Below are 16095 nucleotides of genomic sequence, written 5' to 3' on the forward strand. Positions count from 1 at the left end.
GGATTTACCAGCGCGCGCCTGCCATCTGCAAAAGCGCGCTCACATCAAGATGGGTTTCCAGATGCGCGGCCAGCTCATCGAGCACGGTTTTGACCGTGTTCTGATAAGAATAGCTCACACTCCCCGCGCCAAAGTTCGATAGCCAGGCCGAACGAAACTCATCCGCGCTGAAAAGCCCGTGCAAATAGCTGCCTTGCACCCGTCCGTCGGACGAGCGCGCGCCCTCGGCTGTGCCGTCAACCCTGGCAAAGGGGCGGGCGCAATCGGGGCCAGTGGTGCGGCCAAGGTGGATCTCATAACCCTCGACCCTTAGCCCAGTAGCTTCGTGCTGTGCCGTCACACGGGCAAGGCGCTTGTCCGGCGACATCACGGTTTCCACATCCAGATAGCCCAAGCCTTCGGTGCGGCCGGCCGGGCCTTCAAGGCCCTGCGGGTCATGGATCATTTTCCCAAGCATTTGATAACCGCCGCAAATCCCAAGGATACGCCCGCCGCGCCGGTGATGCGCCTGGAGATCAATATCCCAGCCCTGCGCACGCAGAAACGCCAGATCCCCGCGGGTCGATTTGGTGCCCGGCAGGATCACCAGATCGACATCTCCCGGAATGGGCTGCCCGGGCCGGACCATCTCCAGCCGGACGGATGGCTCCATCTTCAGCGGGTCCAGATCGTCAAAATTCGCAATCCGCGACAGCGTAAGGCAGGCGATTTTCACCGGCCCGCTGCCAGAGGCCCGCAGGTCCAGCGCGTCTTCAGCCGGCAGCAAAGCGGCGCGGGAGAACCAAGGCACGACCCCCAGCCCCTGCCAACCGGTCCGATCCGCGATCAGGCGGTAGCCATCATCAAAAAGGCTTGGATCGCCGCGAAAGCGGTTGACGATGAAACCGCGGATGCGGGCCGCATCTGCCGCCTCCATCACCACCTGGCTGCCGACCAGCTGCGCGATGACCCCGCCGCGGTCAATATCACCCACCAGCACCACCGGCACTTCGGCAGCCGCCGCGAAGCCCATATTGGCAATGTCATTGGCGCGCAGATTGACCTCGGCCGGGCTGCCCGCACCTTCAACGATCACCAGATCACATTGCGTTTTCAACCGGTTAAAGCTTTCCAGAACCGGGGCCATCAACTGCGGCTTCAGCCGCGCATAGTCGCGCGCCTTCACCGTGGCCAAGCGGCGCCCCTGCACGATCACCTGCGAGCCGACATCCGTTTCGGGCTTCAGCAGCACCGGGTTCATATCCGTATGCGGCGCCACCCCACAGGCCAGGGCCTGCAACGCCTGGGCACGGCCGATCTCGCCACCGTCTTGGGTCACCGCGGCATTGTTGGACATATTCTGCGGCTTGAAGGGCCGCACCGACAGCCCCCGCAGCGTTGCCGCCCGGCAGATCCCCGCCACCAGCAGCGATTTGCCGACATTCGAGCCGGTGCCTTGGATCATCAGCGTCGCCATCAGAATTCGATCCCGGCCTGCGCCTTAATCCCCGCGCGGAAGGGATGTTTTACCACCGTCATTTCCGTGACAAGATCAGCAATTTCGATCACTTCCAGCTTTGCATTGCGGCCCGTCAGCAAAACGTGGGTCATCGGGGGCTTGTGATCGCGCAAGAAGCTGACCACCTCGGCCACATCGAGATAGTCATAGCGCAGCGCAATGTTGATCTCGTCCAGCAGCACCAGACGGTTCGCCGGATCAAGGATCATCTCTTTCGCCATCTCCCAGCCACGACGGGCAGCGGCGATATCGCGGGCGAGATCCTGAGTCTCCCAAGTGAAGCCCTCGCCCATAGTGTGAAAGCGGCAAAGATCGGGAAAATGTTGCAACAGGAAATCGCGCTCACCCGTGGCCATAGCTCCCTTGATGAACTGTACCACAGCAACCGGCATGCCATGTGATATCGCCCGCATCACCATGCCGAAAGCTGAAGAAGACTTGCCTTTTCCCGGCCCCGTCAACACAAGAATCAGGCCTTTCTCACCGGTCTTTTCAGCCATCATGCGGTCCCGAGCGGCTTTGATTTTCGCCTTTCTATCGGCGTGGCGGCTCAGGTCTTCTGCGGCGGGCAGATCATCCGTCATCACACATTCCCTTGACAAAACAGGCCTCTCGTGGCTTGCCTGACGCATCGTTGGTTCCTGCCTATGGCAGGCTAAGAGGGAATGCGAGAGCTGATTTTCGGATCAGAACACCGCAGCCGCCCCCGCGACCGTGACCGGAGAGGTCATCCGATTTGCCACTGAAGCCGCTTTTGGCTTTGGGAAGGCCGGATGCCCGCCGGGGGGTACCCCCCCCCGACATCCGCAAGCCGGGAGACCTGCCAGCGTGTGGACGCGAGCTTTTCGCTTTCACGGATGAATGCGGTCGGGGTGAACCGTGTGCCAGCCATGTCGCGGGCCAGGGCCCGCGCGTGTCTTCGCACAACTTTGCACCTCTCCCGTGTGATCAGGCATGCCGGGAGGGCAGATGGCCGAACAAAATCATCTGGTGGTTTGTACCACCTGCCGACGCGAAGGGGCCGATCCCGAGGCCCCGCGCGATGGCGCGCGCCTGTCACAGGCCCTGACGGCGCAGGGCATCGCCCATGACACCCAGGAATGCTTTTCCGCCTGCAAAGGCAGCTGCGTGGTAGCCCTGCGTGGCAAGGGCCGCTGGACCTATGTGCAGGGCGCGCTCGACCCCGATCAGCATCTTGAGGATCTGATCGAGATGACCCGCGCCTACAGCGCCAGCGCCGACGGCATCGTGCCGTGGAGGGCGCGTCCTGAAGTCATCCGCAAAAATACCATTGCCCGCATTCCGCCGCTGGAGATCTGATATGTCGCTTGCAAAAACCCCTGTCACCGTCATCACCGGCTTCTTGGGGGCGGGCAAAACCACACTGATCCGGCACCTGCTGCAAAACCCCGAAGGCCGCCGTCTGGCCGTTCTGGTCAATGAGTTCGGCGATGTCGGTGTGGACGGTGATCTGATCCGCGCCTGCGCCGATGCGAACTGCCCCGAGGCCAATATTGTCGAGCTGACCAACGGCTGCATCTGCTGCACTGTGGCCGATGAGTTTATCCCTTCGATCGAGCGTCTGTTGGCACTCGACCCCAAACCCGATCATATCGTGATCGAAACCTCGGGTCTTGCGCTGCCAAAACCGCTGCTGAAAGCCTTTGACTGGCCGGATCTGCGCTCGCGGATCACGATTGACGGGGTGGTGGCCGTAGCCGATGCCGAGGCCGTCGCGAAAGGTCTGTTCGCCCCCAACCCCGCCAATCCTGGCGACACGGAGGACGTCGATCACGAAACCCCGCTGTCAGAGGTGTTTGAGGATCAGATTGCCTGCGCCGATCTGGTGCTGCTGTCGAAAGCCGATCTGGCAGGCAAAGACGGCCTTGCGAAAGCGCGCGCCGTGATCGAAGCAGAAGCCCCCCGCCCCCTTCCGATGGTTGCCCTGACCGAGGGCGTCATCGACCCCCGCGTGGTTCTGGGGCTGCACGCCGCCGCCGAAGACAGCCTTGATCAGCGCCCCTCGCATCACGACGGCCATGATGATCATGACCATGACGATTTTGACACCATCGTCGTGGATCTGCCCGAACAGGCTGACCCCGAAGTGCTGGTGGCAAAGGTCAAAGCTCTGGCCGAAAGTCATCAGATCCTGCGCGTCAAAGGCCATGTCGCGGTGGAGGGAAAACCCCTGCGCCTGCTGATCCAGGCCGTAGGTGCGCGGGTGCGCCATCAGTTTGACCGCCCCTGGGGGGGCCAGCCGCGCCTGAGCCGTCTGGTGGTGATTGCCGAGCATGACCACATCGATGCCGAAGCCATCCGGGCCGCGCTGATCTGATGCACGTCCTGTTTCGCGAAAGCCACGGCTTGGAAGAGACCGCACTCCCCGAAGATCTGCAGCAAGAGCCTGCGGATCTGGTGGTTTTGTCGTTTTCAGACAGTGATCTTGGGGCTTTCGCGGCTGGATGGCGGCGCGGGCGTGCGGCGCTGCCCGGCCTGCGGCTGGCCAGTCTGGCACGCCTGCGCCATCCGCTGTCGGTTGATACCTATGTCGATCAGACACTTATGCAGGCCAAAGGTGTGCTGGTGCGGCTGATCGGTGGCAAAAGTTACTGGTCCTACGGCGTGGAAGAGCTGTCGCGCATCGCCCGCGCCCGCGCCCGCGGCATTGCGCTGGCCTTTCTGCCCGCCGATGGCCAGCCCGATCCGGTGCTGGAGGCGGCGTCGACCCTTCCGGTGGCCACGCTGCGCCGTCTGTCGCAGCTCTGCGACGCGGGGGGTGAAGTCGCAGCCCAAGCGGCGCTGGCCCAACTGGCGCTGGCCTCGGGTCTTTATGCAGGGCCGGTTCCGGGGCTGAAGACGCTACCGGAGTTTGGTTTCTGGCACCCGAACCACGGGCCTTTGCAAAGCTTTCAACCCGTCGCGGGACGGGATCTGGTCGTTATTCCCTTCTACCGCGCCTGGGCCACGGCGGCTGATACCGAAGCCATCGCCGCTCTGATCCGCGGGTTTGAGGCGGCGGGCCTTGCCGCCATCGGCGTCTTTGTCCCCAGCCTCAAGGACCCGTCTGCAGCGGACTGGCTCAAAGCGGTGCTGGCCGATCTGCGCCCGGCGGCGATTGTGAATACCACCGCCTTTTCGGCCCGAAGCCACGGGGCCTCGCCACTGGATACGGCAGCTGTGCCGGTGTTTCAGGCCATCCATGCCACCGCCCCCCGCGCCGCCTGGGCAAGCGCCGAGCGGGGCCTTTCGGCGGCGGATCTGGCCATGCATATCGCCCTGCCCGAGGTGGACGGGCGGCTGAACGGCGGCGTTATTTCCTTCAAAGAGCTGCAGCCGCCGGACCCGGATCTGCAATATGCCCTGCAACGCCATTGCCCGGACGCTGAACGTATTGCGGCCTTGGTGGGCCGCGTAACCCGTTGGATCGCGTTGCAAAAGCCTGCCGCCCAGCCCATGGCGCTGATCCTTTCCACCTATCCCGGCAAGGAATGGCGCCTGGCCCATGCGGTGGGGCTGGATGCGCTGGCCTCGGCGGCGGCCATTTGCGAAGACCTGGGTCAAAGCCTGAGTGATGACCAGCTGTTGGTGGGCCTGCAGCAAACGCGTCTTGACTGGCCCGAGGGGGCTTGGGCGCAGGCGGTTGCGCTTTTGCCGGGTGCGCTGCGTGAAGGGCTGGATCTGCCCGCCACGCCGCCACAGATCCGGGCGTTCTGGCAGGGCAATCTGCTGATTGCTTTGCAACCTGAACGCGGCGACCTCGCGACCCGCGAAGACAGCTATCACGACCTCAGCGCGCCGCCATCGGTCGACTATATCGCGTTTTATCTGTGGCTGCGGGTGGTGGCGCGGGTTCGTGCGCTGATCCATATCGGTGCGCATGGCACGCTGGAATGGCTACCCGGCAAGGCCGTGGCGCTATCGGACACCTGCTGGCCCGAGGCGCTGACCGGCGGGCTGCCGGTGATTTATCCCTTTATCGTCAATGACCCCGGCGAGGCCGCCCAAGCCCGCAGGCGGCTGGGGGCCGTCACCCTTGGCCATCTGCCGCCGCCGCTGGTTGACGCAGGCCTGCCGCAAAATCTGGCGCGGCTGGAAGCGCTGCTGGATGAATATGCCACCGCTGACGGCCTTGATCCGGCCCGCCGCCTGCGGCTGATCCCCGCCATCCGGCAAGAGGCACAGCGCGAGGGCCTGGAGGCGGATCTTGGCCTTGCCCCGAACGCCAGCCCCACCGAGGCCATCACCATCATTGACCGCTTTGTCTGCGACCTGAAGGAAAGCCAGTTCGGCGAAGGGCTGCATATCTGGGGCCGTGGTACCCCCGGGCCCGATGGTCAGCCGCAGGGTGAGGCCACGTCCCTGCAGGCAGAGCGCCGCTCAATCCCTGCTGCGCTGCAGGGGCGATGGATTGCCCCCGGCCCCTCTGGCTCGCCCTGGAAGGGCCGCATCGATGTGCTGCCCACCGGGCGCAACCTCTTTGGCATTGACCCCCGCGCGGTCCCGAGCCGCACGGCCTGGGCCCAGGGTGTACGGCTGGCCGAAGAATTCGTCCGCCGCCATCTGCAGGACCACGGCGATTATCCCAAAGCGGTTTTGCTGAACCTTTGGGGCTCGGCCACCATGCGCACCTCGGGCGAAGATTTCGCCATGGCGCTGCATCTGGCAGGGTTGAAACCCCTGTGGGATCCGCAGACCGAGCGGGTGACGGGCTTTGAGATCACCCCCTACGCGCTGATGGACCGTCCCCGGATTGACGTGACTTTGCGGGTCTCGGGGCTATTCCGTGACACTTTCCCCGAGCTTGCCACCCTGTTTGAGGCAGGCTGCACGGCACTGGCCGCGCGGGATGAGGCGGCGGATGTGAACCCCTATACCGCAGCCCCCCCCGGGCCGCGCGTTTTTGCCCCGGCGCCTGGGCGCTATGGCACCGACATTGATGAGGCGATGGACCGCGACAGGGCCGGGCAGGCCTGGCTGCAAAACTCGTGCTACGACGCGCTTGGCCGCCCCGATCCTGAAGCACTGGCACAGCGGGTGCGTGCGGCAGAAGCCTTTGTGCTGTCTCAGGATCTGCCGGAAACGGATCTGCTGCTGGCCATGGATTATGCAGCCCATGAGGGCGGCTTTGCCGCCGCCCGCCATGCCCTTGGGCTGCAGCCGGTGGCCTTGGTGCATCTGGATGCCACGCGCACAGACCGCCCCAGGGCCCGCGCCCTTTCAGAGGAAATCGCCCGGGTTCTTCGCGCCCGTGCCACCAGCCCGGTCTGGCTCGCCGGGATGATGCGGCACAAATTCCGCGGAGCAGCGGAAATCGCGGCCACGCTGGAGCATATGGCCGCCTTTTCCCGCCTGGCCGATGCCGTGCCCGCGCATCTGTTCGACCTTTACCGCGACGCCACTCTTGGAACCCCCGAAATCGCCCAGTTCCTGCGCGACGAAAACCCCGCAGCCCTCGCCCGCATGGAAGAGATTTTCACCGAGTTCAGCACGCCTGACCTGCGCCGCAACAGCCGGGGCCCTTGGTCATGAGCCGCAAGGGCTGGTGCCCCGGCGCTTTGCGCCCGATGCCTGCGGGCGATGGGCTGCTGCTGCGGCTGCGCCCGCGCGGCTCGATGCTGGCGGCGGATCAGGTCGCCGGTCTGGCCGATCTGGCCACGCTCTATGGCAACGGGGCGATTGATCTGGGCAGCCGCGCCTCGTTGCAGCTGCGCGGGGTGACGGCGGCTGCCCTGCCCGATCTGCATAAGGCGCTGGCCGATCTGGCGCTGTTGGACAGCGACCCCGCCCTGGAGGCACGGCGCAATACTATCACCACCCCGCTGTGGCAGACCGGCGATGAAACGGCGGATCTGATCACGCTGCTGGAGGACGGCCTGCAACACGCCCCCGATCTGCCCGCGAAATTCGGCTTCGCGCTGGACACCGGCCGCGCACCCTGTCTGCAGCTGGCCTCGGCTGATCTGCGGATTGAAGAAAGCAGTGCCGGCCTGATCCTGCGCCCCGACGGCTGCCCAATGGGCCAGGTTTTCCAGCCCCTCGACCTGCCCGAACTGTTGGGCAAGCTGTTGCATTGGTTTGTGAAAACCGATTGCCCGCGTATGGCGGTAGCGCTGCGCGACGGCCATGTAGCCCCCTTGCGTCAGGATGCGCCCCCGCGCCCGCAGCCTGCCATGGCGGATCTGTTGCAGACATCGGGTCTGTTGTTTGCGCCTTTCGGGGCGGCGTCCTCGCAGGCCTTCCATGAGCTTGCGGCCCAGGGCCTGCGGCTGACACCCTGGCGCGCGGTGCGCCCCGACAGCCCACCGCCCCTCACCCGGCACTGGCTGCAAAACCCCAATGATACCCGCCTGCGGGTCGACGCCTGCCCCGGCGCGCCACATTGCAGCGCGGCCAGCGTCACCACGCGGGATCTGGCCCTGCAGCTGGCGCCTTTGGTGCCGCCGGGGCGCCACCTGCACCTGTCGGGCTGCGCCAAAGGCTGCGCCCGCGCCACCGCCGCCGATGTGACCCTGACGGGGCGGGACGGGCGCTTTGATCTGATCCTGCAGGGCCGGGCCGGGGATGCGCCCGCGCAGACCGGCCTTGCCCCTCACACTCTTGCCGCAGCCATAGGAGGGCATTTTGCGCCACCACTATGAAACCGATGGCGCCGCCATCTATCGCGCCTCCTTTGCCACCATCCGTGCCGAGGCGGATCTGGCCCGCTTTACCCCCGAAGAGGAGACCGTCGCGGTGCGGATGATCCATGCGGCGGGCCTCGTGTCCATCGCGCCACAAATCCATTTTGCCCCGGGCTTTGCCATCGCCGCCCGCGCCGCGCTGGAGGCTGGTGCCCCGATCCTTTGCGATGCAAAGATGGTCTCCGAAGGCATCACCCGCGCGCGCCTGCCCGCGAAGAACGAGGTGATCTGCACCCTGCGGGACCCCCGGGTGCCGGGTCTGGCCAAGGCGATCGGCAATACCCGCTCTGCCGCGGCGATTGAGCTGTGGCGGCCGCATCTAGCGGGCGCTGTGGTGGCCATCGGCAATGCCCCGACCGCGCTTTTTCATCTGCTGAACCTGCTGGATGATCCGGATTTTCCGCGCCCTGCGGCCATTATCGGCTGCCCCGTGGGGTTCATTGGCGCGACGGAATCAAAAGACGCGCTGCGGGCCGACAATCCCCTGCCCTGGTGCATCACCGAAGGGCGAATCGGCGGATCCGCGATCACCGTGGCGGCGGTCAATGCCCTTGCCGCACGACAGGAGTAAGACATGACCGGCAAAATCATCTGCCTCGGTCTGGGCCCGGGCGATCCCGAGCTGATGAGCGTGAAATCCCACCGCATCCTAACCTCTGCCCGTCAGGTGGCCTGGTTTCGCAAAGCGGGCCGCGCAGGTCAGGCGCGGCGCATGGTGCAGGGGCTGATCCACGAAGATGCCCGGGAACTGCCGATGGATTACCCCGTCACCACGGAAATCCCGCTCAGCGATCCGCGCTACAACGCGCTTTTGTCGGCTTTCTATGACGACTGGACTACGCGTCTGTCCGATCTGGCCCGTAACGGGGATGTGGTGGTGCTCTGCGAAGGCGACCCCTTCTTTTACGGCTCGTTCATGCATCTCTACACCCGTCTGCCGCGAGAGCTGGTTGAGGTCGTGCCCGGCATCCCGGGCATGGTCGGCTGCTGGACGGCCAGTGGCCAGCCCATCACCTGGGGCGATGATATTCTGACCGTGCTGCCCGCCACCCTGCCCGAAGAGGCGCTGGCCCGCAGGCTGGCCGAGACCGACGCCGCCGTGGTGATGAAAATCGGGCGCAATCTGCCAAAGCTGGTCCGCGCGCTGCATTCTGCGGGCAAATATGACCGCGCGGTGCTGGTGGAATATGGCACCATGCCAGAAGAGCGCCTGCGCCCGCTGTCTGAGGTGACAGGCGATGTGCCCTATTTCTCGATCGTGCTGATCCACGGTCAGGGGCGCCGGCCATGAGCGGCACTCTGGTCATCGCGGGGCTTGGCCCCGGGGATGAGGCTTTGGTCACGCCCCAAGTCAGCGCGGCGCTGGCGCGGGCCAGTGATATCATCGGCTATATCCCTTATGTTGCGCGTATCAGCCCGCGCCCCGGCCTGCGGCTGCACCCCAGCGACAACCGGGTCGAGCTGGACCGTGCGCGACACGCGCTGGAACTGGCCGCAGGTGGCGCGCATGTGGTGGTGGTCTCCTCTGGCGATCCGGGGGTTTTCGCGATGGCCGCAGCCGTGTTCGAGGCCTTGGAGGACGCCTCCACAGCTTGGGCCGATCTGCAGATTGAGGTTTTGCCCGGCATCACCGCCATGCTGGCGGCCGCCGCCGCGGCGGGGGCACCGCTGGGTCATGATTTCTGCGCCATCAACCTGTCGGATAACCTCAAACCCTTTGATCTGGTGCTTAAACGGATCCGGCTGGCGCTTGAGGGCGATTTCGCAATGGCCTTCTATAATCCAAGGTCAAAATCGCGGCCCCATCAGTTTGCCGAAGTGCTGGAGACGCTGCGGCAGGGCGCGGGGCCGGAACGGCTGGTGATCTTTGCCCGCGCGGTCTCGACACCGGAACAGGCCATCCGCGTTGTGCCTTTGTTCGAGGCACGGCCCGAGATGGCCGATATGCGCACCGTCGTGATTATAGGTGCCTCAAACACAAGGCAGGTCGGGCGCTATACCTATACCCCGAGGCGGGTATGAAGCCAGGATATCACGCCCTGCAGATCGCCACAGACCTGCCGCGCGGGCACCGGGGGCCGGGCGATCATCACCACCTCCAGCCCCAGCTGGCGGGCGGCGTCGATCTTGGCCTGCGCACCCGCGCCGCCTGCGTTTTTGGCGACCAGAATCTCGGTGCCGTGACTGCGCATCAGGGCCAGATCATCGGCCAGCGAAAACGGGCCACGCGCCACTTCGATCCGCGCACCGGGCAGCGGGAAATCGGCCTGCGGCACATCCACGACCCGCAGCAGGAAATCATGCTGCGAAAGAGGCGCGAAAGCCGCCAGATGCAGACGTCCGATGGCCAGAAACACCCGTGCGGCGGGGCGCTGCAGCGCCTGAACGGCGCTTTGGATATCCGCGACATTCTGCCACCGATCGCCCGGCTCGGGTTGCCAGGCCGGGCGTTCAAAGGCGCAAAGCGGCACGGCGCTCAGGGCTGCGGCCTTAACCGCATTGGCGCTGATCTGGGCGGCAAAGGGGTGGGTGGCGTCGACGATCTGCCCGATGTTTTCAGCCCGCAGATAGTCGGCCAGCCCCGCCACCCCGCCAAAACCGCCCACCCGCACCGGGACCGGCTGGGCGCGGGGCTGATCCACGCGGCCCGCATAAGACAGCACCGCGGGCAACCCCTGACGGGCCAGTTCGGCGACCAGGGCGCTGGCCTCGGTGGTGCCGCCAAGAACAAGGGTGCGTTTCATGACTGACTGGCTTTCACTGATCGGGATTGGCGAAGACGGCGCTCCGGGCCTCTGTGCCGCAGCGCAGACCGCCCTGGCAAGGGCCGACGTGGTTTTCGGCGGCGCACGGCATCTGGCGATGATCGAGCATCGGGATAAACGCCCCTGGCCCGTGCCCTTTTCGCCCGCAGAGCTACTTGCGCTTCGCGGCAGCGCCCGGGTCGCGGCGCTGGTCTCGGGGGATCCGTTCTGGCATGGCGCGGGCGGCTCCCTTGCAACGGACCTGCGTCCCGACGAATGGCGCTGCTATCCGCAGCCTTCGGTATTTTCGCAGGCTGCCGCCCGCCTTGGCTGGCGGCTGGAAGAAGTCACTTGCCTTGGCCTGCATGCAGCCCCCCTTGCACGGCTGAGGCGCGATCTGCAGCCGGGACAACGGCTGATCGTGACCCTCCGCGACGGCAAAGCCCCGGCTGAACTGGCCGCCTATCTCGCAGCCAGCGGCTTTGGCACGGCCGATCTGTGGGTGATGGAGCGTCTGGGCGGCCCAAATGAACGCATCACCCGCCTGCAGGCCAGCGATACGGTGGCCCCGACTGCGGCCCCCGTTGCCTGCGCGATTGCGCTGCGGGACGGTCCGGCAATCCCACTGGCCAGCGGGCGGGACGACGCGTTTTTCGCCCATGACGGCCAGATCACCAAACGCCCCATCCGGGCACTGGCGCTTTCAGCGCTGGCCCCGCGCGCGGGCGAGTTGCTATGGGATCTGGGCACCGGCTCCGGCTCGGTCGCGGTTGAATGGCTGCTGGCCCATCCGAAAAACCGCGCGATTGGTGTGGAGCGTGACCCTGTGCGAGCGGCACGTGCGCAGTCCAATATCGCAGCTTTCTGCCCAGGCGCCGGCGATGTCCTGGTGGGCGAGAGCCTCGCCCATATCGCCGCTCTGCCCGACCCGGACGCGGTCTTTGTCGGCGGCGGCTTTGACCACGCCCTGCTCGACGCCCTCTGGGCGCGACTGCCGGCCGGCTGTCGTCTGGTGGTCCATGGGGTGACGCTGGAAACCGAAAGCCTGCTGGCAAAGGCGCATGACCGGTTTGGCGGCAGCCTGTTGCGTATTGAACTGGCGCAGGCCGCCCCCCTTGGCCGTCTGCGCGGCTGGAAAGCGAGCTACCCGGTCGTACAGTGGCAGGTGGTGCGATGAGGGTGGTTCTGGGCCTTGGACTGCGCGAAAGCGCCGAGCTGGCGGGTTTTGATGAGCTGTCCACTCGACTTTGCGCGTCCGCAGACTGCGGGGTCGCCGTGCCGGATTTTCGCAGCCATCTGCCGCTAATCGCAATGCTGCGCGGCCTTGGGCGACAAGTCATACTGATCCCGCGCGATGCGTTGCGAGGCGTGCCAACCATCAGCCAAAGCGCGCGTAGTCTGGCCACCTATGGCACCGGATCCGTGGCCGAGGCCTGCGCCCTGATCGCCTGTCCGGGCGGGGCGATTTTGCAGCCCGCGCGCCGATCCTTTGACAACCGACTGACCGGCGCACTGGCGCAGGCCCCCTCTGACGCTCCGATTATCCATGAAAGGCCACAGCCATGACGGTTCACTTTATTGGGGCGGGCCCCGGCGCGCCCGATCTGCTGACACTACGCGGGCGCGATCTGATCGCCGCATCGCCGGTCTGCCTGTATGCAGGCTCGCTAATCCCCGAGGCGATCCTCGCCCACTGCCCGCCCGGTGCGCGGATTGTAAATACCGCGCCCCTTGATCTGGACCAGATCATCGCGGAAATCGCTACCGCCCATGCGGCGGGGCTGGATGTGGCACGTCTGCATTCAGGTGATCTGTCGGTCTGGTCAGCCATGGGTGAACAGCTGCGCCGTCTGCGCGCGTTGGATATTCCCTATGACGTGACGCCGGGGGTGCCCTCCTTTGCCGCCTCGGCCGCGACATTGGGCTGCGAGCTGACCCTGCCGGGCGTGGCGCAAAGCGTGATACTGACCCGCACATCAGGCCGCGCCTCGGCCATGCCCCATGGCGAGACCCTGGCGGCCTTTGCCGCAACAGGGGCCACGCTGGCGATCCATCTGTCGATCCATAAGCTGCAGGAAACGGCGGCGGAACTGGCGCAGTACTATGGCTCCGACTGCCCGGTGGCCGTGGTCTGGCGGGCAAGCTGGCCCGATGAGCGGGTCGTGCGCGCCACGCTGGCCGATATCGCCACGGCCGTGGGTGACACGATGGAGCGGACCGCCCTGATCCTGGTGGGCCAGGCGCTTGCGGCCGGGGACTTTGACGAAAGCTGCCTTTATTCAACCGATTACGATCGCCGCTTTCGCGCAGGCCGCGCCGATGCGGTGAAAGGATGAGCGCGCAGACCCTGCCCGGGCTGGTGATCTCGGCCCCGCGTTCGGGGGCGGGCAAAACCACGGTGATGCTGGGCCTTTTGCGCTGCCTGCGCGAGGATGGCCTGCGGGTGCAGCCCTATAAGTGCGGACCCGATTATATCGACCCCGCCTTTCACCGCGCGGCCTGCGGGGTGGCCTCGCGCAATCTGGACAGTTGGGCCATGCCGCGGGCCTTGCTGGCCGAGCAGCTGGCCCAGCCCGGTGATATTGCCCTGACGGAGGGCTCGATGGGGCTCTTTGACGGAGTGGCGACGCCGGGGGCCTCGGGGACCGGCGCAAGCGCCGATATTGCGGCGCAAACCGGCTGGCCGGTTGTGGTGGTGCTGGATGTCTCCGGCCATGCGCAGACGGTGGCGGCCCTGGCGCTTGGGCTGAAACATTACCGCCAGGATATCACCCTCGCGGGGGTTATTCTGAACCGGGTGGCATCTGCGCGTCATGAGCGGCTGTGCCGTCTGGCGCTGGAGGCCGCGGGCATCCCCGTCTTCGGCGCCCTCCCGCGTCGGGGGGACCTGGCCCTGCCTGAGCGGCACCTTGGGCTGGTGCAGGCGGTGGAACACCCCGATCTGGAACGCGCGATCTGCGGCTACGCGGCCTTTCTGCGCGCCCATGTCGATCTGGAGGCACTGAAAGCGGCAGCCCGGGGGGGTGTGACCCTGGGGGCAAGGCTTGCGCCGCAGCCGCCCGCGCAGCGCATCGCCATGGCGCAGGACGCCGCCTTTTCCTTTGCCTATCCGCATTTGCTGGCCGCCTGGCGCAGTGCCGGGGCCGAACTGCTGCCCTTTTCGCCGCTGGCCGATGAAGCCCCGCCCCCGGCAGAGCTGTGCTGGCTGCCGGGTGGCTATCCCGAATTGCATGCCGGGCGGCTGGCGGCCAGCCAGCGATTTCTGCACGGCCTGCGCGAATTTTCGAAGACTACGCCCGTCCACGGCGAATGCGGCGGCTACATGGTGCTGGGCGAAAGCCTGACGGATGCGCAGGGCGCGGTGCATCCCATGGCGGGGCTTTTGGGCCTGAAGACCAGCTATGCGCAGCGCCGGATGCACCTTGGCTATCGCCGCGCGACCCTGCTGGCCCCGGTGCTGCACTTTCCCACCGGCCAGGCGCTGCGCGGGCATGAGTTCCACTACTCCACCATTCTTGCGCAGCCCGACGCACCGCTTGCCACGGTAACCGATGCCGATGGCAATTCTGTCCCCGAAACCGGATCCCGTCGGGGCACGGTGTCGGGCACCTTCTTTCATCTGATCGCGGAAGACCAATGACCACTCCTGAACTGCCCGTAAGTTTTGTCTCTTCAGGACCTGGGGACCCGGAGTTGCTGACACTCAAAGCCGTGAAACGCCTGCAGGCGGCAGATGTAGTGCTTTATGATGACCTTTCAGCCGGGCCTATTTTGCAGCTGGCGCACCCCGAGGCGGATCTGATTTCGGTCGGCAAACGCGCGGGCCGCGCCTCGCCAAGGCAGGATCATGTCAGTCGCCTGCTGGTGGATCACGCACGCACCGGAGCCAAGGTAGTGCGGCTGAAATCCGGCGACAGCGGGATTTTCGGGCGGCTTGAGGAGGAAATCACCGCGCTGGAAGCAGCAGGTCTGAGTTACGAGATTATCCCCGGCGTCACCGCCCCATCGGCCGCAGCGGCGGCTTTTGGCATTCCGCTGACGCGGCGACTGACCGCGCGGCGGGTGCAGTTTGTGACCGGCCATGACGTGACCGGCACTCTGCCCGAGGGGCTGAACTGGGCCGCCCTGGCAGATCCGCAGGCCGTCACCGCGGTTTACATGGCGCGGGCCACCTTCCCGGCTTTTGCCGCAAAGCTGCTGGAAGCGGGTCTGTCGCCGCAGACCCCTGCCCTGCTGGCCTTGGGCGTTTCAACTGCAGCTGAAAGCTTTATCCCCGGCACCCTCGCCAGCCTGAGCACGCTTTGCCGCGATCAGCCGCGTGACCCGTCCCCGGGTTTGATCCTTTACGGTGCATTGTCGGCGCGCTGACGGCGCAGCAGATATGTATCCATAATCCAGCCGCGCGCCGCACGGGCCTGCGCGCGGCGCGCCTCAATACGCGGGCCTGCCTCAGACAGGGGGCCATGATCCAGAATCTGGCCCGGCATGCCCAAATAGGCCCCCCACCAGATGCTGACCCCCTCGGGGTCAAGCTCACGAAAGGCACAGTCGCCATCCAGCATGACCACAAGCGTGTCCACCCCCGCAGGCCAGCCCGAATTGCGCAAATGCCGACCCGTGGTGACCAGAAACGGCTCTGCCAGCGCATTAAGCGGCACGGCATGGGCCGCCGTCAGCAGCTGGATGGAGGTCAGCCCCGGCACCACGCTCAGGGTAAAATCCATCTGCCCGCGCAGGCGCTCGGCGATCCGCAGGGTGCTGTCAAAGAGCGACGGATCGCCCCAGACCAGCAGCACCACCCGCAACCCGGGTTGCAGCGCCCCAAGCGCGTGCAGCCAGGCCGCGGCAATCGCATCATGCCAAAGGTTCACCCGCGTTTTATAATCTGCGATGTCAGGGTCGCGCACCGGCATGTCAAAACCAATTACCCGCCCCGCACCAAATGTTTCGCACAGGGTCAGCCGCAGCTGCGACAGCTCTTCTTTATCCTCTCCCTTTTGCGGGATCAGGATAACCTCGGCCTGCGATATAGCCTCGATGGCGGCGGCGGTCAGATGGGCCGGATTTCCCGCAGCAATCCCAACAAGTTTCAAATCCATGACGCCGCCTTTCCTGACCTGACGGGCACCTAATGCCGCATTCCTGCGAGGTTCAATACCAAAGCGGTTCC

The 16095-nt window shown here is 65.7% G+C and carries 16 protein-coding genes and 1 riboswitch; of the genes, 12 read left to right on the plus strand and 4 right to left on the minus strand.

Features of this window, described 5'->3' with window-relative positions; translation table 11 throughout:
* Window positions 1–4: 4 nt before the first annotated feature.
* Together EP867_RS15190 and cobO are read right to left on the minus strand one after the other, a co-directional pair.
* The gene (locus EP867_RS15190; protein WP_128490334.1) at window positions 5–1456 is read right to left on the minus strand and encodes a cobyric acid synthase; all 1452 of its coding nucleotides are present in this window, start codon (window positions 1454–1456) and stop codon (window positions 5–7) included.
* Complete coding sequence (gene cobO, locus EP867_RS15195) at window positions 1456–2082, minus strand: cob(I)yrinic acid a,c-diamide adenosyltransferase (protein ID WP_128490335.1); 627 nt, start codon at window positions 2080–2082, stop codon at window positions 1456–1458. Before cobO ends, EP867_RS15190 begins: the two co-directional genes overlap by 1 nt.
* Window positions 2083–2116: 34 nt before the next feature.
* Window positions 2117–2340: riboswitch (cobalamin riboswitch) on the plus strand.
* 127 nt (window positions 2341–2467) lie between these two features.
* On the opposite strand from cobO, the gene EP867_RS15200 reads away from it, so the two are divergent.
* From EP867_RS15200 to cobJ, 7 genes are read left to right on the plus strand one after another with little or no spacing between them, the layout of a single operon-like run.
* Window positions 2468–2818 (plus strand): DUF1636 domain-containing protein, encoded by a 351-nt coding sequence (locus tag EP867_RS15200; protein WP_128490336.1) that lies wholly within the window; start codon window positions 2468–2470, stop codon window positions 2816–2818.
* Window position 2819: 1 nt separating this feature from the next.
* Complete coding sequence (gene cobW / locus EP867_RS15205; protein WP_128490337.1) at window positions 2820–3836, plus strand: cobalamin biosynthesis protein CobW; 1017 nt, start codon at window positions 2820–2822, stop codon at window positions 3834–3836.
* Window positions 3836–7030: a cobaltochelatase subunit CobN gene (gene cobN / locus EP867_RS15210; protein ID WP_128490338.1), complete on the plus strand. Its 3195-nt coding sequence runs from the start codon at window positions 3836–3838 to the stop codon at window positions 7028–7030. Before cobW ends, cobN begins: the two co-directional genes overlap by 1 nt.
* Window positions 7027–8139: a hypothetical protein gene (locus EP867_RS15215; RefSeq protein WP_128490339.1), complete on the plus strand. Its 1113-nt coding sequence runs from the start codon at window positions 7027–7029 to the stop codon at window positions 8137–8139. Before cobN ends, EP867_RS15215 begins: the two co-directional genes overlap by 4 nt.
* Window positions 8123–8752 carry a precorrin-8X methylmutase gene (locus tag EP867_RS15220; RefSeq protein ID WP_128490340.1) on the plus strand — a complete coding sequence of 210 codons (630 nt, stop codon included), beginning with the start codon at window positions 8123–8125 and terminating at the stop codon, window positions 8750–8752. Before EP867_RS15215 ends, EP867_RS15220 begins: the two co-directional genes overlap by 17 nt.
* 3 nt (window positions 8753–8755) lie before the next feature.
* Window positions 8756–9472, plus strand: coding sequence for a precorrin-2 C(20)-methyltransferase (cobI, locus tag EP867_RS15225; protein WP_128490341.1), 717 nt, complete (start codon window positions 8756–8758; stop codon window positions 9470–9472).
* Window positions 9469–10203 (plus strand): precorrin-3B C(17)-methyltransferase, encoded by a 735-nt coding sequence (cobJ, locus tag EP867_RS15230; RefSeq protein ID WP_128490342.1) that lies wholly within the window; start codon window positions 9469–9471, stop codon window positions 10201–10203. Before cobI ends, cobJ begins: the two co-directional genes overlap by 4 nt.
* Here cobJ and EP867_RS15235 read toward each other — a convergent pair.
* Complete coding sequence (locus EP867_RS15235) at window positions 10182–10925, minus strand: cobalt-precorrin-6A reductase (RefSeq protein WP_128490343.1); 744 nt, start codon at window positions 10923–10925, stop codon at window positions 10182–10184. The genes cobJ and EP867_RS15235 overlap by 22 nt on opposite strands.
* On the opposite strand from EP867_RS15235, the gene cbiE reads away from it, so the two are divergent.
* From cbiE to cobA, 5 genes are read left to right on the plus strand one after another with little or no spacing between them, the layout of a single operon-like run.
* On the plus strand, window positions 10924–12102 hold the full coding sequence (cbiE, locus tag EP867_RS15240) for a precorrin-6y C5,15-methyltransferase (decarboxylating) subunit CbiE (protein WP_128490344.1): 1179 nt from the start codon (window positions 10924–10926) through the stop codon (window positions 12100–12102). The two genes, EP867_RS15235 and cbiE, sit on opposite strands and share 2 nt — an antisense overlap.
* Window positions 12099–12491 carry a cobalamin biosynthesis protein gene (locus EP867_RS15245; RefSeq protein WP_128490345.1) on the plus strand — a complete coding sequence of 131 codons (393 nt, stop codon included), beginning with the start codon at window positions 12099–12101 and terminating at the stop codon, window positions 12489–12491. The genes cbiE and EP867_RS15245 overlap by 4 nt, the downstream gene beginning before the upstream one ends.
* Window positions 12488–13261 (plus strand): precorrin-4 C(11)-methyltransferase, encoded by a 774-nt coding sequence (cobM, locus tag EP867_RS15250; protein WP_128490346.1) that lies wholly within the window; start codon window positions 12488–12490, stop codon window positions 13259–13261. Before EP867_RS15245 ends, cobM begins: the two co-directional genes overlap by 4 nt.
* Window positions 13258–14565, plus strand: a complete 1308-nt coding sequence (locus EP867_RS15255) for a cobyrinate a,c-diamide synthase (RefSeq protein ID WP_128490347.1) — start codon at window positions 13258–13260, stop codon at window positions 14563–14565. Before cobM ends, EP867_RS15255 begins: the two co-directional genes overlap by 4 nt.
* Complete coding sequence (gene cobA / locus EP867_RS15260; RefSeq protein WP_128490348.1) at window positions 14562–15293, plus strand: uroporphyrinogen-III C-methyltransferase; 732 nt, start codon at window positions 14562–14564, stop codon at window positions 15291–15293. Before EP867_RS15255 ends, cobA begins: the two co-directional genes overlap by 4 nt.
* On the opposite strand, the gene cobF is transcribed toward cobA, so the two are convergent.
* Window positions 15269–16024: a precorrin-6A synthase (deacetylating) gene (gene cobF, locus EP867_RS15265; protein ID WP_128490349.1), complete on the minus strand. Its 756-nt coding sequence runs from the start codon at window positions 16022–16024 to the stop codon at window positions 15269–15271. The two genes, cobA and cobF, sit on opposite strands and share 25 nt — an antisense overlap.
* Window positions 16025–16095 lie beyond the last annotated feature (71 nt).

Origin of the sequence: Falsigemmobacter intermedius, assembly GCF_004054105.1 — a bacterium.
GTDB classification, from domain to species: domain Bacteria; phylum Pseudomonadota; class Alphaproteobacteria; order Rhodobacterales; family Rhodobacteraceae; genus Wagnerdoeblera; species Wagnerdoeblera intermedia.